Below are 20,240 nucleotides of genomic sequence, written 5' to 3'. Positions count from 1 at the left end.
AGGGAGGTGAGAAACATGGATTGGGACTTAACAGAAAAGGTTCTTAAGAATCTAGCTTACATAGTAGGCATGGGGGTAGGAATCATAACAGCAAAGAAAAACCTAAACGATATGAAAGATAGAAAGGAGAAGAAAAAGGAAGAAGAAATAGAAAAACGTCTAGCCCGCAAGACTAGACGCAAGTAATACAACGGGGGAAGAAATTCCCCCACTCCTAAAAAAGATTATAACATGATTACAAAATTAAACAAAATCCAATCCATGTAAAAATGAAGTTAGATCGAAATACTTTGGTATTAGCATTATTTTTAGTATTAGTGGTTACAGTAACAAACTATAAGAAGCCTGAAGTAAGTGACTACCTAGGAATTGCTTCCACAATAATTTTAGCTATAGCGCTTGTTATTAATTTAATTTCTTTATGGAAAAAAGGCAGGGAAGAAAAATGAGTATGGACTATAAAATAAGTCGTGAAGAAATAGAAAAGTTAGTTAACCAAGTAGTTTTAACAGCGAATGAGACCGTAAATTTATTAGGTGTCACAACCCAAAGATTACATGTACTTGTAAAACAAGGGCGAATTGTTCCTATTAAAGTAGTTGATAGGGTTTCGTTGTACTTTCGTGAAGATGTGGAAAAACTGGCTGAAGAATTAGGGCAATTAAGAGAAAAATATCGACCATATGAATAATTTGAAAGCCAACTCTCTTATGAGTCGGCTTTTTTGTTGTTATGTAGCTAGAATTTACTTTTAGATAATGCTTTTAATATAGGGTTTATGATTTTACTCAATAAACGAAATGCGTTAAAGATTGAACGAATAACTTTCATAAGATTAACGTCCTCTCATTCTCACACTTTATAAGTCTGAGATTTTCTTGACTTCTTTTTCTTTGGTTTTAAAGTCCTTTTTATATTGTTTAAAGTCATTCCGGTCGACTCTAAACTTCTCACCGGTAGCTACATTTTTTACTAAATATGTTTTAGCTGTAAGTTCTTTTATTAAGAACCAAATTGCGAATAATACAAGGGATATTCCTAATGTGAAAGGAATTAATACTATTGCAGAGACAGTGATTATAAGTTCTGCTTTGGAATCAGCTCTTTTTAAAATTAATCTATCCCCAGCAGCGGCTTCAGATTGTTGTAATTGTTGCATACGTTGTAAGGATGCGACTGTATCATAACTCATGAAAAAACCTCCTTGAAATAATACCTAAATCATACCAATTTCATGCAACAACTGTAAATATTACATCCCCATAAATTCCTTATCGAAATAGAACTTGTCCATTAATTTATTTACAATCCCGTTGAAATAAGCGAATTTACCTTTCTTCATTTTTACTCCGGATTTAATTTTCATAACAAACTCTTTAATAGCTTTTAGGCCAATAGTAAGCTCCTGGTCATTATCAAATGCTTTATTACCTGTTGTGTGGTTAATGATTTTATTGCACTGTCTTACGACCTTCCACAGTTCTTGAATTGTTTTAGATTCACTGTAAAAAGAGCTAACTAAAGAAACAAAACGTTCTGGTACCCAGTGAGCAACGAAATCAGCTTGTTCAATATTCTTTTCTGGAGTATTGCTATTCTCATTACTATTACGTTTGTTTATATCTTTTATATTTTGTTTTAAGGAAACAGGTTTTGTTTTAATGGTAGGACACTTTGTAGGACTTTTTGCATCTACCTTGTTGGACACTTCTTCCACAATTGGTTGAATGATAATAGCATTAGAAGTTTGAAGCATATCTTTTTTACGTTTCATTGCTACTTGTTTAATCATCTCTAGATCCACAAGTTTCTTCATTAAACGTTGTACAGTTTTATATGAAACTTCCATTATGTCAGCAATTGAATTTTTGCATAGGAAACTAACGCCTACATATTTGCAGCTGTGGCGTTTTAAAATTTCAAGTAATGTAATGAGTTTAGATTGTACATCCGTACGCTTAATAGACATACGGATATTATCTCTGTATGTACGTATAGTTTTGTTTAGTTCTTCTACATCTTTGAGTGATGATAAGTTGTGGAAGGATTCTTTAGTTGCGATAACATCGATACGTTTTCTTTCCATACTATATGTCTCCTTTGTGGAAACAAAAAAGCAACGTCACCAATTTGGTAAACGTTGCTGAATAAACCCTGCATGATGTAAAATAATTCATGAGAGTATAGCAAGTGTTTACCTGGCGCAATCAGGTGGACGGTATATAGAGTGTTGGTAGCACTTTATATACAGGCTGTGCTCTTTTGTTTTGTCTCGAATTTTTTCGGTATTCAAGACTAGCTACTTGCGGGGCTGGGAAAACAGAGATGTTGTTTTACGGAATTAACGAAGCGCTTCAAAAAGGAGAAAGAGTTTGTATCGCAACGCCGAGAACGGATGTTGTTCTGGAATTAGCACCGAGATTGCAAGAAGTATTTCCATATATACAGGTAGCGGCTTTATATGGAGGGAGTGTGGATAAAGAAAAAGATGCAGTACTAGTCGTTGCGACTACGCATCAATTATTACGTTATTATAGGGCGTTTCATGTCATGGTTGTAGATGAGATAGATGCTTTTCCATATTGTGCAGATCAAATGTTACAGTACGCGGTAAAACAAGCGATGAAAGAAAAAGCGGCGCGTATTTATTTAACTGCGACTCCAGATGAAACATGGAAGCGAAAACTTAAACAAGGTAAACAAAAAGGTGTTATTGTTTCTGGACGATATCATCGTCATCCTTTGCCAGTTCCTTTATTTTGTTGGTGCGGGAATTGGAAAAAAAACCTCATTCATAAAAGAATTCCTCGAGTTTTACTACAGTGGTTACAAACATACTTAAATAAAAAATTCCCTATTTTTTTATTCGTCCCCCATGTGCGATATATAGAAGAAATAAGCTTGTTGTTAAAACCATTAAACAATCGAATTGAAGGTGTACATGCAGAAGATCCGGAGAGAAAAGAAAAAGTAGCGGCTTTCAGAAAGGGAGAAATCCCATTATTAGTTACAACGACAATTTTAGAGCGAGGCGTAACGGTGAAAAATTTGCAAGTCGCAGTTTTAGGGGCGGAAGAAGAAATATTTTCAGAAAGTGCGCTCGTACAAATTGCGGGCCGAGCAGGGCGGAGCTTTGAAGCACCGTATGGAGAGGTCATTTATTTTCACTATGGCAAGACAGAGGCGATGGTGCGCGCGAAAAAACATATTCAAGGTATGAATAAAAATGCGAAAGAACAAGGATTGATCGATTAATGCATTGTTTACTTTGTGATGAGTGTTTTGTAGAAAAGATTAGTTGGTACACTTTTTTTGTAAAGTGTCATAGAAAATATATATGTGATAGATGTGAGCAGAAACTTTCCTATATTATAGGAGAAATTTGCATGGAGTGCGGGCGACCTTTAGAATTTGTTCCTGCCTCATTTCAAGAAGACGGTATTTGTATAGATTGTATAAGGTGGACGAAAGAGGAGAAGTATCGTTCTTTTAAAAACCGTTCGTTATATATGTATGATGATGAGATGAAAGAAATAGTAGCACAGTTTAAGTTTCGGGGGGATGCAGAGTTAGTGCACATTTTTTATCGTCCTTTTCGAAGTTTATTTCAAAAGTATTTTGCCAATGTTTCAACCGTTATCGCTGTTCCGCTTAGTAAGGAAAGGGAAATTGAACGTGGTTTTAATCAAGCTGAGTTATTAGCAACTTGTTTGCCTGTCAAAATTTCTTATCCATCATTAAGAAGAAGGGAAACAGAAAAGCAAAGTAAGAAGACACGTAAAGAAAGGGTGTCAGGAAGCAATCCTTTTTATTTTCAGGGAGAAGAGATGTTTTCTGGGCAACATATTTTACTCGTTGATGACGTGTATACGACAGGGATTACAGTTAGGCAAATCGGAAGTTTGTTATATGAAAGAGGGGCAAGGGAAGTATCTAGTTTGACACTTTGTAGAAGTTAATATGGAAGTGTCGAAAGGGATAATAAAAAGGCGATAAGTCTTCTTTGACTTCATATGTTGTCATTCGTTATAGTCAAAATATGGGGCGAATGCCCTGATTTTTAGAGTGAAGGGAATGGAATGAACATGCAAGGAAGAGTGAAATGGTTCAATGCAGAAAAGGGATTTGGGTTTATTGAGCGTGAAGATGGTGACGATGTATTTGTCCATTTTTCTGCTATTCAACAAGATGGATATAAGTCATTAGAAGAAGGGCAACAAGTAGAGTTTGACATTGTAGATGGAGCACGTGGACCACAAGCAGCTAATGTTGTGAAACTGTAGGGTATATTGTTTTTGGAAGAGAAAGCTGCATTTGTGGCAACGTTATATATAGTAGAACCTCTTGTTTTTCGCAAGGGGTTTTTGTTATAGGATAAGTTGTCAAAAAGTTGTTTCTTTTCTGTAACGAATTGTCCACAGAAATATTCGTTATTCACGATGTTAATAGGATAAAATAAAGATAGAAACGATGCATCTTTTCATTTCAACAAAAAACGATAAAAAAATCGCAATTCCACTAATTTTTTTAAAAAAGTTAGAAGGAGTTTTTAAGCCAATGTCGAAATTATAATACATAGGCTTGAAAGGAGGAATTCATCTATGAAATTCAACATTCGTGGTGAAAATATTGAAGTAACTCCAGCATTAAAGGAATATGTAGAGAAAAAACTAAGTAAGTTAGAGCGTTATTTTGATACATTCCCAGAGATTAAAGTTAATTTAAAAGTATACTCTGACAAGCAACGTGTCGAAGTAACAATACCATTTACTGATTTATTACTTCGTGCAGAAGAAACTAATAGCGATATGTACGCTGCTATCGATTTAGTAGTTGATAAAATTGAGCGACAAATTCGTAAACATAAAACAAAAGTCAATCGTAAGTTACGTGAGAAAGGTTCTATGAAAACGAACTTTATCCTTCCAGAAGCAGTAGCTGTTTTGGATGAGGTAGAAGAAGATGAATTAGAACTTGTACGTACAAAACGATTCGATTTAAAACCGATGGACGTTGAAGAGGCAATCCTACAAATGGATATGCTAGGACATAATTTCTTCGTCTTCACAAATGCTGATACAAACGAAACTAATGTTGTATATGGCCGTAAAGATGGGAAATACGGTTTAATCGAAACTAAATAATAATTCGAAAGCGCAGCCGAAATGGCTGCGCTTTTTTTGTATTTTTCGCAGCAAGGTTAAAAAAGTTTTATAAGTAGCCGATTTCATTAAGAAGTGATTTTTAGGCGGTATTTCCTCAAAACAGCAGGAGAAAATTCGAAACTTAGAGAGGTGAGTTACTCTTTATTATTTGGAACAAGCATAGGAATGTAGCTAACTTTACAAGTAATTCTTTGCTAGGGATATAGTATTGTTTTTAAAAATTTAACGAAATGTTCGCAAGTGTAAAAGTAATATTAAATATTCTGAAATCCATTGAAGGTGTGTTGAGGTGTTGTTACCATAATATTGTATTATATTGATTTTATTCATTCAGTGGAAAAATACAATCAATATAATGCTACAAATTATCGGAGGTGCTTTTAGTGAGCATTAAGAAAAAAAGTCGTTTTATGTTTGGATCTGTTTTATCGTTAGGTATTTTAGCTAGTACTTTCGCTTTAACCGAACCGGCTAAGGCTAGTACAAGGGATGACCATGTGAATTTTACCTTTAGACTTTGGAGTCCATATGATTATACTAATGCACGTCCTAAAGAGACGCCTACCTCTATGTATATGCGTGTGAAGAGCAGTGAGAAGGGCGGAGGTTCTTTCAATGTTTGGACAGAAGCAGATAAAAATAAAAATGCAGAAGATAGAAAATGGGTAAATGTTTCAGGTAAGCATGAAGGAACAGTGATACCAGGTAGAACATATCTTTTTCAAAATTATGCATATGAAAACCATGGGAAAAATGTGCCTGTGAGATTTGGTGGTTATTCTAGAGAAAATAATGCTTATCCTACTGCTTGGAGTCCTGATAGTGTAAGACCTAGTGGACCTTACATTGAATATTGATTTAGAAATTATAAATTGAAATTATTTATTTTATAGTGCTAGAAAAAGTCGTATAGTTTCAAATCCGGATTATACGACTTTTCCTGTTATTTCATTTTTAAAATAGGAGGAGCTGTAATGAGGTTTATTTCAAAAAATATTTTAGTTTGTTTTTTTATATTGAGTACTAGTTTCTTAGTTTCTTGTCAAAAGAAAGTAGATGAACCTATTGTACATATTGAAGATACTTTAACGGAAAAAGATAATTTGAAAAGTATTGAATTAAAAGGAATTAACAAAAATACTATTTTTGAACAAGTGTTTTTGGAAAGTGAAAATGGTGATGATTTCTTTCAAGGACAAATAGAAAAAAATGATAGTTTAATAGAGGATAAGCTTTCAAATAAAAAATTGAAATTAGGAGTTATACCAGAAAATTATTATGTTTTTTTGACGGGTGTTACGAATAAGAAAAAACCAACGTATCTCTTGGGACGGATTGAACAAACTGATGGAGAAGTAATTCAGTGGAAACAAGAAGTTAAGAGTGTAAAAAGAAAAGGCACAAATGATGTTTATCAGTATGAAGTTGAGTTTCCTAAATTTGAAGGAGAGAGAGCAAATGTTTCTTTTCGTTACATTTGGTTAAATAAAGAAAAGAAATGTTATGGTGTTGCGGATCAATTGTTCATATTAAAAAAGATTTAAATTTAATGGTTTATGGAGGAGCTATAGATGAGTTACTTTTTAGGAAGGATTTTAAAAGGTAGGATGTTTTGGTTGTCTTTATTTATTATGTTAGTAATTGTTATTGCTCAATATATTGCTATGTTTGTGACAACTAAAGGATTTAACGATGCTGGGATTATAAAGGTATCCCCATATTTATCTAATATTTTATATTTTAATAGATTATCGTTTTATAGTGAGTTTTATTTACTTATATTTCCTATGCTTTCCGCAATGGCTGTAGCAGGGATTTATAGAATTGATAAAAATTATGGATTTATTTATCCTGTTATTTCTAAGATGGGAACATGTTATTATTTTAAGCTGCTTTATTTTATTAATTTTATTGTATCTTTTTTTATTATAAGTGTCCCTTTACTATTTAATTTTTATTTATATGTGATGACTTATCCAACAGTTGCTCCGCATCCAATATTAAATTATATGGCTTCTACTGTTTCGCCAACAGCTCAATTTCATATAGTTTATTATAAGTACCCTACTTTATATTTTCTAATGTATGTATTTTTAAATGGTTTATACGGTGCGGTTTTTTCGAGTTTAGCTTTATCAGTTTCGTTTTTTATAAAACGAGTTTATTTTATTTATTTAGTTCCATTTATTTTACATATTTTTTGGCTTGGTATTGGAAAAGGGATTCTCAATCCTAAAGATTATTTAATTAAAGATTTTGGCTTTTTTGAATTACAAATTTTTCTTAGTGTACTGTTATGTATTTGGTTTTGTTCTGTAGTTCTTTATTTACGGGGGAGTAGGAAGCATGTTCTTTTATAATGTTATGAAAGAAACTATAAGGATGAAATATGTTTGGTTAAGTATTCTCTTTTTACTTAATGTCAGTATCATTGGTTGTTTGTTCAATTATTTTGAAACCGGAATTATAAAAGAGCAAATGAACGAATTGGAAGCTTTGTATAAGGTTATGTCGTTGTATAATTTGTCGACTATATTTATTCCTTTAACAATTGTTTTTTCTGTATATTCTATGTCGAACTTTTTTAGTATTTATGTTGTTTACAGAGTGAATAATGCATTGAAATTAGTTTCTATATATTATTTAAAATTATTCGTTTTTGTTTACTTTTTTGCTGGGAGTATGATTTTACAGTTGTTTTTGATGTCAACTATGATGGCTGTAACTAGTGTTGATGTAAATTATCCATTATTATTTTGCATTCAATTATTTGCGAGTGTTTTTATATGTATGATAAGTGCTTTATTGCAATTATTTTTACCTAGTTTACTTGTAATAATATGTATGATTACTGCTGTTTTATTAGATAGATTTATATTACATGGATTTTTATTTACAAATGCTTTTTATATAAATGTCTTTGAAGATGCTACTGGTTTATTTATACGCTTATTTGGCTGTTTTTTTATCTTTTTTATAAGTGTATGGATTTTATCTAAAAAAAGTTATATTTCTATGAATGATGAGACAGAGGTGGTCTAGTTTACATTATGATCTTATATTATTTGTTAAAAAGAGATTTATATGTAAGGTTTCGAGATTCCATCAAGATAATGGTTTTTTTATTCTTAATTTACGCTATTATTGCAATTGCTTTTTTATACAATCAGCCTCTTAGTAATGGTAAAGAATCTGTATTAGTAGATGTTACCTTTTATCGATTTTTTCATGGAGTAGACTTTGTGGATTTATCTTATTTTTATAAGGAGGGGCGATTTTCTATCCCTTTTTATTGGATATTCTTTCAAATCACTCCTTTGTTGCTTGTAGGAAATTTTGCTTTTTCAGATATTCAACAGAATGGTGTTTATTTATTTCCTCGTGTTAAGAAGAAGCATTTTCTGTGGTTAACGAAAATATTATCTTTGTTTTTTTATATAATTATTATTTGGATTGGTATGTATTTTATTTGGTTTAGCGCTTACTATTTGCTTTCTTTAGGCGAGTATAATTTTTTGAATTTATATAGTCAATTTCCTTATAAGATATTAGGTACTATGCTAATTCAAATAATTATAAGCTTTTTATTAGCTTTGATTTTTGAGTTTTTAACTTTTTATATACCGATAACTATTGTTTTTGTACTAATGTTGTTGTACCTATTTTTGTCTATTTTCTTTCATAGTATTTATTTTTTAGGCTCTTTTGTTATGCCAAATCGTTGGTATTTTGTTGATCACAGTTCAATTCAATTGACTTTAGGTAATAATCAATCTATTCAATATAATGATTTACTTTTAATAGGAGTAGTAATTGTTGTTGTAATGATTTTATTAGGTAGTTTTTGTTTTAAAAAACTAGATGTGATAGGTGAATAATTTATGGACAATTATATTAAATGTGAATGTATGACGAAAAGATTAAAAGGAAATATTGTGTTAGATAATATTAGTTTGTCAGTAAAAAAAGGCGAATTTTTAGTTTTGAAGGGGCATAATGGCTCTGGTAAAACGATGATTTTACGCGCTATATCAGGGTTAATGCGCTTGAATTCTGGAGTTGTTTATATAGATAATGAAATAATTGGAAAACAAAAGCAATTTCCTGATTCTATGGGAATATTGATTGAATATCCAAGTTTTATTCCAGGGTATACTGGTTTTCAGAATTTGAAATTTTTATCATCGATTAACAATAAAATCTCCGATGAGGAGATTTATAATATTATTCAAAGGGTTGGACTTGATAAAACAGATAAGAGAAAGTATAAAAGATACTCTTTAGGTATGAAACAACGTTTAGGGATAGCGCAAGCTTTAATGGAACAACCAAAATTACTGTTATTAGACGAGCCAACTAATGCTTTAGATAGTGATGGGATAAAAGATGTTTTAGATATTTTGAAAGTAGAAAAAGCCAAGGGAACGACTATTGTTGTAGCCAGTCATGATGTGCATGTTCTAGATAATGAAATGGTAGATCGTATTGTACATGTTAATAATGGAAAGTTGGTAGATTAAGAGTGACGAGAAAACATATCTTAATAAGTATTGGATTATGTCTGTTGCTATGTATATTTGCTAGTCTATTAAGATTTAAAACATTAAATCTTAATAATGAATCTTATAAAGTGGTAAAAGATGAGTTTTTATCTAATAGAACTTTTGAAGATGGGCAAGGAGTTACGTTTCATGCACTCAATCCTCTTGATCCTACAAAAGTTTATGATCCCTATGAAGACCGTGAAGTAGTGACGTATGTTTTACCTTTAGATATTACAAATACAACAAATCGAGATATTAACTTGCTTAGTAATAAGTCTATTTCCGATACAATGTTTTATTCTAAAATAGGTGAGTTTTATAATTTAATCCCTTATTCAATGGAATTACCTAAAAAATATCAGTTTGATCCTGTAATACCTGCTGGTAAAACAGTACGAGGGTATATAGGGACAAATTATTTTATAGGAGATGACCCTTATAAAAATTATAAAAACTTTTCAAATGAATCAACTAAAGTGAAATTCATTTCTTGTATAAAGGATAAGAAAGGGAAATATCATGAATTAGAAATACCGATAAATTAATAAAATTTATGATTGATACAGCTATATTTTAATGGTGTTTGTAGATCTTGCAACATAACAATATCTTTTAAAGTCGGAGTTTTTTTGTAGGTGTAAGTATCTATGGATGCTGCACCTGCAAAGTTTCCGGCTTTTTGTAATTGTTGATTTAGATTTTATTAAGGAATTTCTGGTAGTCATATTCTTTAAAAGGAAACTTGAAAGAATATGACTTAGATTGAATACGAAATTTGTAACGTGAAATTGAAATAGCGAGACAGAGAAAAGGAACGTAACAAATGAAATAAAAACTTTTTTTGAATATAAGGCCCGACATCTTGCCGATTGTTGTCATAGTTATAAGACAAGTGTTACAATTATCATTAGGTATATACATTTTAGTTTTTTTAATTAGGAGAAAAATTGGCATAACATACATTTGATTTTTATAACGACTGATTGTAATAGAGAAAAAGAAAAACAATCGGAAGTTTTATTTTAATAAAAAGAGGAGCGTATTTCCTATGATCGGTATTTTAAAAAAGGTGTTTGATGTAAATCAACGCCAAATTAAACGTATGCAGAAAACAGTTGAGCAAATTGATGCATTAGAGTCATCTATTAAGCCACTAACTGATGAACAATTAAAAGGAAAGACGCTTGAATTTAAAGAACGTCTAACAAAAGGTGAAACAGTAGATGATCTACTACCTGAAGCTTTCGCGGTTGTTCGCGAAGCGGCAACTCGTGTTCTTGGAATGCGTCCATATGGCGTACAGTTAATGGGTGGTATTGCCTTACATGAAGGGAATATTTCTGAGATGAAAACGGGTGAAGGTAAAACGTTAACATCTACATTACCTGTATATTTAAATGCTTTAACAGGAAAAGGTGTTCATGTTGTTACAGTCAATGAATATTTAGCACAACGTGATGCGAGCGAAATGGGACAACTTCATGAGTTCCTTGGCTTAACGGTAGGAATTAACTTAAATAGTATGTCACGGGAAGAGAAACAAGAGGCTTATGCTGCTGATATTACGTATAGCACAAATAATGAGCTTGGATTCGATTACTTACGTGATAACATGGTTTTATATAAAGAGCAGTGCGTTCAACGTCCACTTCACTTTGCTATTATCGATGAAGTCGATTCTATTTTAGTCGATGAAGCACGTACGCCGCTTATTATTTCAGGACAAGCTCAAAAATCAACAGAGCTATACATGTTTGCAAATGCATTTGTTCGTACGTTAGAAAATGAAAAAGATTATTCATTTGATGTGAAAACGAAAAATGTAATGCTAACAGAAGATGGTATTACGAAAGCAGAGAAAGCTTTCCATATTGAAAACTTATTCGATTTAAAACATGTAGCACTTCTTCACCATATTAATCAGGGACTTCGTGCACACGTTGTTATGCACCGTGATACAGATTATGTTGTACAAGAAGGCGAAATCGTAATTGTAGACCAATTCACTGGTCGTCTTATGAAAGGTCGTCGTTATAGCGAAGGATTACACCAAGCGATTGAAGCAAAAGAAGGTGTAGAAATTCAAAATGAAAGCATGACGCTTGCAACAATTACATTCCAGAACTACTTCCGTATGTATGAAAAATTATCTGGTATGACTGGTACAGCGAAAACAGAGGAAGAGGAATTCCGTAACATTTACAATATGAACGTTATTGTAATTCCGACCAACAAACCGATTATTCGTGATGATCGTGCCGATTTAATCTTTAAATCAATGGAAGGTAAGTTCAATGCTGTTGTTGAGGATATTGTAAATCGTCATAAAAAAGGACAACCTGTTCTTGTAGGTACAGTTGCAATTGAAACTTCAGAGCTTATTTCAAAAATGTTAACGCGTAAAGGTGTACGTCATAACATCTTAAATGCGAAAAACCATGCTCGTGAAGCAGATATCATTGCAGAGGCTGGTATGAAAGGTGCTGTAACAATCGCGACGAACATGGCAGGTCGTGGTACAGATATTAAGCTTGGAGACGATGTGAAAAACGTTGGTTTAGCAGTTATCGGTACAGAGCGTCACGAAAGTCGTCGTATTGATAATCAGTTACGTGGTCGTGCTGGTCGTCAAGGGGACCCTGGTGTTACGCAGTTCTACTTATCGATGGAAGATGAATTAATGCGCCGATTTGGTTCAGATAATATGAAAGCAATGATGGACCGCCTTGGTATGGATGATTCTCAGCCGATTGAAAGTAAAATGGTTTCTCGTGCGGTAGAATCTGCACAAAAACGTGTTGAAGGAAATAACTATGATGCACGTAAGCAGTTACTGCAATATGATGATGTACTTCGTCAACAACGTGAAGTTATTTACAAACAGCGTCAAGAGGTAATGGAGTCTGACAACTTACGCGGCATTATTGAAGGTATGATGAAATCTACAGTAGAACGTGCTGTTGCCCTTCATACACAAGAGGAAATTGAAGAAGATTGGAACATTAAAGGTCTTGTTGACTACTTAAATACAAACCTTCTTCAAGACGGAGATGTAAAAGAAGAAGAATTACGTCGCCTTGCTCCTGAGGAAATGAGCGAACCGATTATCGCGAAATTAATAGAGCGATACAATGAAAAAGAAAAGCTTATGCCAGAAGAGCAAATGCGTGAGTTTGAGAAGGTTGTTGTATTCCGCGTTGTAGATACGAAATGGACAGAGCATATTGATGCGATGGATCACCTTCGTGAAGGTATTCATTTACGTGCTTACGGTCAAATCGATCCACTTCGTGAGTACCAAATGGAAGGATTCGCGATGTTCGAGTCAATGGTTGCCTCTATTGAAGAGGAAATTTCTCGTTACATTATGAAAGCTGAAATTGAACAAAACTTAGAACGTCAAGAAGTTGTTCAAGGTGAAGCTGTTCATCCTTCTAGCGATGGCGAAGAAGCAAAGAAAAAGCCAGTTGTAAAAGGTGACCAAGTGGGCCGCAACGATTTATGTAAATGTGGTAGCGGTAAAAAATATAAAAACTGCTGTGGTATCGTTCAGTAATATAGGACGGTAGCTTTGGCTGTTTTGCAAACTTTTATATCAAAAATGTATAATTAAGAAGGATTAAACTCTCTCCGTAATAAGTGGAGAGAGTTTCCCTTGTTTTCATACGAAAGTAATAGCAATTACATAGAGGTGAAGGAAATGGAATTAGTAGAAATTAGACAGGAATTAGAGAAAATGGCTAAGCGATTAGCGGCTTTTAGGGGGTCTCTTTGACCTCCCTACTAAGGAGAAACAAATTGCAGAATTAGAAGAAAAAATGATGGGCGCAGGATTTTGGGATGACCAACAAGGCGCACAAGCTGTAATTAATGAAGCGAATGCGTTAAAAGATATGGTTGGAAAGTTCCGTCAGTTAGATGAGACGTTCGAAAATTTAGAAATCACGCATGAGCTTTTAAAAGAAGAGTATGATGAAGATTTACATGAGGAATTAGAATCAGAAGTAAAAGGCTTAATTCAAGAAATGAATGAGTATGAGCTTCAGTTACTATTAAGTGATCCTTATGATAAAAATAATGCGATTTTAGAATTACATCCAGGTGCAGGTGGAACTGAGTCACAAGACTGGGGTTCTATGTTATTACGTATGTACACACGCTGGGCTGAAAAACGCGGATTCAAAGTAGAAACGGTTGATTATTTACCAGGTGATGAAGCTGGTATTAAGAGTGTAACTTTATTAATTAAAGGTCATAACGCTTACGGTTACTTAAAAGCAGAGAAAGGTGTACATCGTCTTGTACGTATTTCACCATTCGATTCTTCAGGGCGCCGTCATACATCGTTCGTATCTTGTGAAGTTGTACCAGAGTTCAATGATGAAGTTGAAATCGAAGTACGTACAGAAGACTTAAAAATTGATACGTACCGAGCAAGTGGAGCTGGTGGGCAGCACGTAAATACGACAGATTCAGCAGTTCGTATTACACATACACCGACAAATACGGTTGTAACATGTCAGTCGGAGCGTTCTCAAATTAAAAACCGTGAGCATGCGATGAAAATGTTAAAAGCGAAATTATATCAAAAGAAACTAGAAGAGCAACAAGCAGAATTAGATGAAATTCGCGGAGAGCAAAAAGAAATCGGATGGGGTAGCCAAATCCGTTCTTACGTATTCCACCCGTATTCTCTTGTAAAAGACCATCGTACAAATACGGAGGTTGGTAACGTACAAGCTGTTATGGATGGAGAGATTGATCCATTTATTGATGCTTACTTACGTTCTCGTATCTAATAAGCGAAAAAAAGCCAACGAAATTGTTGGCGCATGCTGAGGACAATAGAGGATATAAAGAATTTGATTCTATTTTTATAGATGAAGTAAAGAGGAAGAGAAGTTGGAAACGACAACTTCTCTTTTTGATGGGATTATATGTAGATTACAATGCTGTATATTGTTTTGTAAAAAGTAGAGAATAGTAAAATAGAGCGGTAATAGGGTAAAGATTTATATAGAACTTTTCTAATTTTCCTTTTAAAAAGGATACTTTATAGAAGTTTTTTAAGTTGTTCACAGAATTGAAACAACTTATGAAAGCTTTATTTTATCAAGGTTCTCACTGTATTTTTGAGGAATATGAAATACACCTTAGTTTTTCTATATAAAGATAATGCTTATAATGAAAATGAGTGTGTTAGGAATAAAAAGAATATCAACAATGGGGAGCGATAGAAGTGAAAAAGAAATTGTTGGCTATTGCGCTAGGGACATCGGTTGTTTTTGCTTTAGGAGCATGCGGAAATAAAGAAGAGAGTAAGTCTTCGAAACAGTCTGCAAGCACAGACAGCGCAGAACAAATTTTCCAAAGAAGTTGTGCGGGATGTCACGCAACAGATTTATCAGGGGCAACTGGACCTGATTTAAGAAAAGTAGGCGGTAAGTACGACGCTGCAGATATCGAAGAGATTATTAAAAAAGGCCGTGGTTCAATGTCACCAGGACTTATTCAAGGTGAAGATGCGAAAAAAGTATCTGCATGGTTAGCTGAACATAAATAAAAAGGTGAAATGGGCGAGTTGATAATATAGTCAGCTCGTTTTCCTTTTTTCTGGTATGTAACATAACTGTAACAAAAATGTATCCAAATTGGAAACCGTTTGATGTTACAATGGGGTTTGTAGAATTTTGCTGAAATATATTACATAGAGTGGTATTGCTTATGAGAAAGCATAAGTAAACTACCTTCAACAAGGATGACTAAATGAAAATGAAGGATGTCTTTTATTTTCAGATGTACAGAAAAGTATTTCGAAAAAAATCATTAAGTATTGGGTGATAAATAATGATAAAAATGACGAATGTTTATAAGGAGTACCCGAATGGTATGAAAGCCATTGCTGGTCTTACAGTTAACATTAAACAAGGTGAATTCGTATACGTAGTTGGACCGAGTGGAGCCGGGAAATCTACATTTATTAAAATGATGTATCGTGAAGAGAAACCATCTACAGGATCTATTAATGTAAATGGACTTACTATCGAAACATTGGCAGAAAGAGACGTTCCGTATTTTCGTCGTCAATTAGGTGTAATTTTCCAAGATTTCAAATTGCTGCCTAAATTAACGGTATATGAGAATGTTTCGTTTGCTTTAGAAGTAATTGAAGAAGAACCGGATGCAATTCGTGAGCGTGTAACAGAAGTTCTAGGTCTTGTAGGCCTTGAAGATCGTGCAGACGCACTTCCAAGTGAGCTTTCAGGTGGGGAGCAACAACGTGTGGCTATTGCAAGAGCAATTGTAAATAGACCAAAGGTTGTAATTGCCGATGAGCCAACAGGTAACTTAGATATTGAAACAGCTCTTGATATTATGAATATTTTTACTCGCATTAATGAGCGCGGCACAACGATCGTTATGGCGACGCATAATGCAGATATCGTAAATACAATCCGTCATCGTGTAATCGCGATTGAAGGCGGAAAAATTGTTCGAGATGAGATTGAGGGAGGATACGGATATGAAGGCTAAGACCCTTAGTCGACATTTGCGAGAAGGTGTAAAGAATCTATCACGTAACGGATGGATGACATTTGCTTCTGTTAGTGCAGTAACAGTTACATTATTACTTGTAGGTGTCTTTTTAACAGCGATTATGAATATGAACCATTTTGCGACGAAAGTAGAGCAAGATGTAGAGATTCGTGTACACATTGATCCAGCTGCAAAAGAAGCGGATCAAAAGAAATTAGAAGAAGATATGAGTAAGATTGCAAAAGTAGATTCTATTAAATATTCTTCTAAAGAAGAAGAGTTAAAACGTTTAATTAAAAGCTTAGGTGATAGTGGAAAAACGTTTGAGTTATTTGAACAAGATAACCCACTTAAAAACGTATTCATTGTAAAAGCAAAAGAACCAACCGATACAGCGACAATCGCGAAGAAAGTTGAAAAAATGCAGTTTGTTAGTAATGTTCAGTACGGAAAAGGGCAAGTTGAACGATTATTTGATACTGTAAAAACTGGTCGTAACATTGGGATTGCGTTAATTGCTGGTCTTTTATTCACAGCGATGTTCTTAATCTCTAATACAATTAAAATTACAATTTATGCTCGTAGTACAGAAATTGAAATTATGAAACTTGTTGGTGCAACAAACTGGTTTATTCGTTGGCCATTCTTGCTAGAGGGATTATTCTTAGGAGTATTAGGATCAATTATTCCAATTGGCCTAATTCTAATTACGTATAATTCGTTGCAAGGTGTGTTTAACGAAAAACTTGGCGGAACAATTTTCGAGCTTCTACCATACAGTCCGTTCGTATTCCAATTAGCTGGTTTACTAGTGTTAATCGGTGCTTTAATCGGTATGTGGGGAAGTGTAATGTCAATTCGTCGCTTCTTAAAAGTATAAAAAGTTGCAAACATAATTCGTACAAGCTTATCATATAGTAGAAATAGGTAAAGGCATCACACACTGTGTGATGCCTTTTGCTACACCACCTGTGTGTTTTGGAAAGGGGAATTCCGCATTGAAACGTAGAGTTGCAATTATTGGAATGGTTGTTGCATTTTTAATTGGTGCTGGCGGAATGTTTGCAGGCATGTCTGTATTTGGGGTTAACCCATCAGAAGTAACGCAAACAATTTCGAGTGGGAATGCTAGCACTGCGCAAGGGAATTTGGCAAAAATTAATGAGGCGTATGCACTAATTGATTCACGTTATGTGGAAGACGTGAAAGATGAAAAGTTAGTTGAAGGTGCAATACAAGGTATGTTGTCTACGCTGAAGGACCCTTATTCCACGTATATGGATAAAGAAACAGCCAAACAGTTTAGTGAATCGCTTGATCCCGAATTAGAGGGGATTGGGGCTGAGGTGAACAAGACGGACGGTAAGCTTATTATCGTATCGCCAATTAAAGGTTCACCAGCAGAAAAGATAGGAATTAAACCGAATGACCAAATTTTATCTGTAGATGGAAACAGTGTGAAAGACTTATCACGTGAAGAAGCAGTATTAAAAATTCGTGGTAAAAAGGGAACGACTGTCGCAATTGAAATTAAACGTGCGGGAGTAACTGATCCGATCGTATTTAAAATTAAGCGTGAAAAGATTCCAATCTTTACAGTATTTAGTTCTGTGAAGCAAGAGAGTGGAAAAGATATCGGTTATATGCAAATCACTTCTTTTGCTGAAAATACAGCGAAAGAATTTAAGGATCAGTTAAAAGAGTTAGAGAAGAAAAATATAAAAGGCTTAGTTATTGACGTGCGTGGTAATCCTGGTGGCTATTTAAATAGTGTAGAAGATATACTAGGGGAAATTATGACGAATAAAAAGCCGATGCTACAAGTAGAGCAGCGAAATGGTGAGAAGAAGAAATTCTCTACGGAACTGAAAGAGAGAAAACCATATCCAATTTCAGTATTAATTGATAATGGAAGTGCTTCTGCTTCAGAGATTTTAGCGGGTGCGCTAAAAGAAGGAGAAGGATACGATTTAATTGGTGAAAAGACATTTGGTAAAGGTACTGTCCAGCAAGCTGTTCCATTTAAAGACGGCAGCAACATTAAATTAACGATGTTTAAATGGTTAACACCGGATGGGAACTGGATTCATAAAAAAGGAATCGCGCCAACAGTAGAAGTGAAGCAACCAAATTATTATCATGCGACACCAATTCAAATTGAAAAAACACTTTCATACAATTCAAATGATGTACAAGTAAAACATGCTCAAGAAATGCTTAAGAGCTTAGGGTATGTACCAGGTCGTGAAGATGGATACTTTAGTAAAGAGACAGAATCGGCTCTGAAAGCATTCCAAAATGCAAATGAGATGGAAGCGACAGGACAGCTTGATAAAAAGACAGCTGAAGCGATTCAAACTAAAATTATCGAAAAAATTCGTTCTGGAGAAAATGATCTACAATTACAGTCAGCATTAAAATTAATGGCAAAATAAGAAGAAATACAGGCAGTTTGCTGCCTGTATTTTTTTGTGTTAAACAAACGTTTGTTTAGTTATGATAATATAAAAAGAAAGAATGATATAAATGGTGGTGAATGAGTTCATGGAGGCGTGGATTTTTGAAATAATGCGGGCAGTTGGACGTTTTTTCTTACACCCTGCTGTCTATATATTTGTAATAAGTAGTATCTTCGTTGGATACTTACGTATGTTAAGAGAACGAAAAGATTTTTCTTTTAAAGTTTATGATATTTGGTTTGAACTGCGAACCTCTCTATTTGCAGGGATTGGATACGGATTAGTAGTATCTATTGTTACGATTGGGCTTGGACTTGTTGTTTCTAAAGCGAGCTTATGGGCCATTTTAATTTGGACGTTACTATTTGGATTAACGGCTATGTATCGATATTTATCGGCGGCTTATACATTTAGCATTGCGATTGTATGTGTTCTATTATCTTCTAAGCTACCAGTTTCCTTTTTACAGCTTCGAGAAGGTGAAGAGAGTACCATTGTATCCCTTGTTATTTTACTAGGCGTTATGCTTATTGTAGAAGGCTTATTGATTTCTAAAAACGCAGTAGGATATTCGACGCCGAGGATTAGGAAGGGGAAGCGTGGATTAAAGATTGGTTTACACGAATCAAAGCGTTTATGGATCGTTCCTATTTTTATTCTTGTACCGGGTGATGCGGTAACGCAGTTTATTTCATGGTGGCCTGTCGTTTCAATCGGTTCAAATACATATTCTCTATTCCTCGTTCCATTTTTAATTGGATTTATGAGAAAGATTAAAAGTTATGAGCCGACGGAAGCTTTATTATTTACAGGAAGACGTGTTTATGGATTAGCAGGACTTGTGCTCGTTTTAGGAATCGCAAGTTATTGGTGGCACGTACTTGCAATTATCGCGATGGGAGTCGCAATGCTTGGGCGTTTCACAATTTCGATGCAAGAGAAAATTGCCGATGAAACAAGACCAGCATATTTTGCTGCACGCAATGATGGGCTCGTTGTACTAGATACAATTCCAAATACAATTGGAGCAGAACTAAAATTACTGCCTGGAGAAATTATTACGAAAGTAAATGGAGTCATTCCAAAAAGCGCCGAGGAATTTTATGATGCGCTTCAAACGAAGACGACAGGAGCATTTTGTAAATTAGAAGTATTAGATACAAATGGTGAGCTTCGTCTTGCACAAACTGCATTATATGCTGGTGGGCATCACGAATTAGGTATTGTATTCGTTGAGCAGGAGCACGAGTGGGATTCGGAAGCGATGTAATAGAAGGAAAGGTATCACCTTGTGGTGATACCTTTTTTGTTTTTGGGGGGAGGATAGTTAGTAAATGAAATTTATATCGGCGATTATCCGAATATATCAGCGCAACTTGAAATATATCGGCGATTTTGCAAATATATCGGCGATTTTGCAAATATATCGACTTTCCAGCAAAAAACGACAACTATCGCAAAGCTTATTTTCAGTTTCATAGACGGATAACTTGAATAATTATTTGATAATGGTTATCATTTAGGGAGTCTTTTTA

The 20,240-nt window shown here is 34.2% G+C and carries 21 protein-coding genes and 1 pseudogene; 20 read left to right on the top strand and 2 right to left on the bottom strand.

Going from position 1 to position 20,240, the window contains the following annotated elements; all coding sequences use genetic code 11:
- The first annotated feature begins 15 nt into the window (after positions 1-15).
- Together MKY21_RS25960 and MKY21_RS25955 are read left to right on the top strand one after the other, a co-directional pair.
- Positions 16-186 (top strand): hypothetical protein, encoded by a 171-nt coding sequence (locus MKY21_RS25960; protein WP_061186062.1) that lies wholly within the window; start codon positions 16-18, stop codon positions 184-186.
- A 265-nt stretch (positions 187-451) separates the two neighbouring features.
- A complete protein-coding gene (locus MKY21_RS25955) occupies positions 452-691 on the top strand; it encodes a helix-turn-helix domain-containing protein (RefSeq protein ID WP_033690498.1) in 240 nt (79 codons plus the stop codon).
- A 168-nt stretch (positions 692-859) separates the two neighbouring features.
- Here MKY21_RS25955 and MKY21_RS25950 read toward each other — a convergent pair whose 3' ends face one another.
- Positions 860-1,192: a hypothetical protein gene (locus tag MKY21_RS25950; protein ID WP_341077667.1), complete on the bottom strand. Its 333-nt coding sequence runs from the start codon at positions 1,190-1,192 to the stop codon at positions 860-862.
- A 60-nt stretch (positions 1,193-1,252) separates the two neighbouring features.
- The gene (locus MKY21_RS25945) at positions 1,253-2,086 is read right to left on the bottom strand and encodes a helix-turn-helix domain-containing protein (protein WP_341077665.1); all 834 of its coding nucleotides are present in this window, start codon (positions 2,084-2,086) and stop codon (positions 1,253-1,255) included.
- 212 nt (positions 2,087-2,298) lie between these two features.
- On the opposite strand from MKY21_RS25945, the pseudogene comFA reads away from it, so the two are divergent.
- The 18 genes and pseudogenes from comFA to MKY21_RS25855 all read left to right on the top strand — a co-directional run.
- Positions 2,299-3,255 (top strand): annotated as a pseudogene (comFA, locus tag MKY21_RS25940) (ATP-dependent helicase ComFA); the annotation flags it as partial.
- Positions 3,255-3,959, top strand: coding sequence for a ComF family protein (locus tag MKY21_RS25935; protein WP_033683590.1), 705 nt, complete (start codon positions 3,255-3,257; stop codon positions 3,957-3,959). The pseudogene comFA and the gene MKY21_RS25935, both read left to right, overlap by 1 nt.
- 126 nt (positions 3,960-4,085) lie before the next feature.
- Positions 4,086-4,283, top strand: coding sequence for a cold shock protein CspC (gene cspC, locus MKY21_RS25930; RefSeq protein WP_001990088.1), 198 nt, complete (start codon positions 4,086-4,088; stop codon positions 4,281-4,283).
- Between the two features lie 318 nt (positions 4,284-4,601).
- Positions 4,602-5,144 carry a ribosome hibernation-promoting factor, HPF/YfiA family gene (gene hpf / locus MKY21_RS25925; protein WP_000671186.1) on the top strand — a complete coding sequence of 181 codons (543 nt, stop codon included), beginning with the start codon at positions 4,602-4,604 and terminating at the stop codon, positions 5,142-5,144.
- A gap of 404 nt (positions 5,145-5,548) precedes the next feature.
- Positions 5,549-6,022, top strand: coding sequence for a hypothetical protein (locus tag MKY21_RS25920; protein ID WP_000023377.1), 474 nt, complete (start codon positions 5,549-5,551; stop codon positions 6,020-6,022).
- Between the two features lie 117 nt (positions 6,023-6,139).
- Positions 6,140-6,709 (top strand): hypothetical protein, encoded by a 570-nt coding sequence (locus MKY21_RS25915; protein WP_341077661.1) that lies wholly within the window; start codon positions 6,140-6,142, stop codon positions 6,707-6,709.
- A 27-nt stretch (positions 6,710-6,736) separates the two neighbouring features.
- Entirely contained in the window at positions 6,737-7,525 is a 789-nt protein-coding gene (locus MKY21_RS25910) for a hypothetical protein (protein ID WP_000120044.1), read from the top strand.
- Positions 7,512-8,207 carry a hypothetical protein gene (locus tag MKY21_RS25905; RefSeq protein ID WP_000466507.1) on the top strand — a complete coding sequence of 232 codons (696 nt, stop codon included), beginning with the start codon at positions 7,512-7,514 and terminating at the stop codon, positions 8,205-8,207. The genes MKY21_RS25910 and MKY21_RS25905 overlap by 14 nt, the downstream gene beginning before the upstream one ends.
- 71 nt (positions 8,208-8,278) lie before the next feature.
- Positions 8,279-9,043 (top strand): hypothetical protein, encoded by a 765-nt coding sequence (locus tag MKY21_RS25900; protein ID WP_033667451.1) that lies wholly within the window; start codon positions 8,279-8,281, stop codon positions 9,041-9,043.
- 3 nt (positions 9,044-9,046) lie between these two features.
- The gene (locus MKY21_RS25895) at positions 9,047-9,685 is read left to right on the top strand and encodes an ATP-binding cassette domain-containing protein (RefSeq protein ID WP_000371027.1); all 639 of its coding nucleotides are present in this window, start codon (positions 9,047-9,049) and stop codon (positions 9,683-9,685) included.
- A 41-nt stretch (positions 9,686-9,726) separates the two neighbouring features.
- Positions 9,727-10,254 carry a hypothetical protein gene (locus tag MKY21_RS25890; RefSeq protein WP_033668381.1) on the top strand — a complete coding sequence of 176 codons (528 nt, stop codon included), beginning with the start codon at positions 9,727-9,729 and terminating at the stop codon, positions 10,252-10,254.
- Between the two features lie 503 nt (positions 10,255-10,757).
- Positions 10,758-13,265 (top strand): preprotein translocase subunit SecA, encoded by a 2,508-nt coding sequence (gene secA / locus MKY21_RS25885; RefSeq protein WP_000579387.1) that lies wholly within the window; start codon positions 10,758-10,760, stop codon positions 13,263-13,265.
- 144 nt (positions 13,266-13,409) lie between these two features.
- Positions 13,410-14,508 (top strand): peptide chain release factor 2 gene (gene prfB / locus MKY21_RS25880; RefSeq protein WP_096001716.1). Its coding sequence is split into 2 segments (ribosomal slippage): positions 13,410-13,481 and positions 13,483-14,508, totalling 1,098 coding nucleotides; the frame shifts between segments, so codons are not numbered across the junction.
- Between the two features lie 440 nt (positions 14,509-14,948).
- Complete coding sequence (gene cccB / locus MKY21_RS25875; protein ID WP_000727970.1) at positions 14,949-15,272, top strand: cytochrome c551; 324 nt, start codon at positions 14,949-14,951, stop codon at positions 15,270-15,272.
- 284 nt (positions 15,273-15,556) lie between these two features.
- Complete coding sequence (gene ftsE, locus MKY21_RS25870; protein ID WP_000594321.1) at positions 15,557-16,243, top strand: cell division ATP-binding protein FtsE; 687 nt, start codon at positions 15,557-15,559, stop codon at positions 16,241-16,243.
- Positions 16,233-17,126, top strand: coding sequence for a permease-like cell division protein FtsX (gene ftsX / locus MKY21_RS25865; protein ID WP_000645025.1), 894 nt, complete (start codon positions 16,233-16,235; stop codon positions 17,124-17,126). Before ftsE ends, ftsX begins: the two co-directional genes overlap by 11 nt.
- 118 nt (positions 17,127-17,244) lie before the next feature.
- Complete coding sequence (locus MKY21_RS25860; protein ID WP_000830313.1) at positions 17,245-18,681, top strand: S41 family peptidase; 1,437 nt, start codon at positions 17,245-17,247, stop codon at positions 18,679-18,681.
- A gap of 109 nt (positions 18,682-18,790) precedes the next feature.
- Complete coding sequence (locus tag MKY21_RS25855; RefSeq protein WP_000388615.1) at positions 18,791-19,975, top strand: PDZ domain-containing protein; 1,185 nt, start codon at positions 18,791-18,793, stop codon at positions 19,973-19,975.
- Positions 19,976-20,240: the final 265 nt, after the last annotated feature.

Source organism: Bacillus sp. FSL R9-9497 (assembly GCF_038005805.1).
Taxonomy (GTDB): Bacteria; Bacillota; Bacilli; order Bacillales; family Bacillaceae_G; genus Bacillus_A; species Bacillus_A cereus.
Note: the sequence above shows the minus strand (reverse complement) of the source record. Positions and strands in the feature narration are given on the sequence as shown.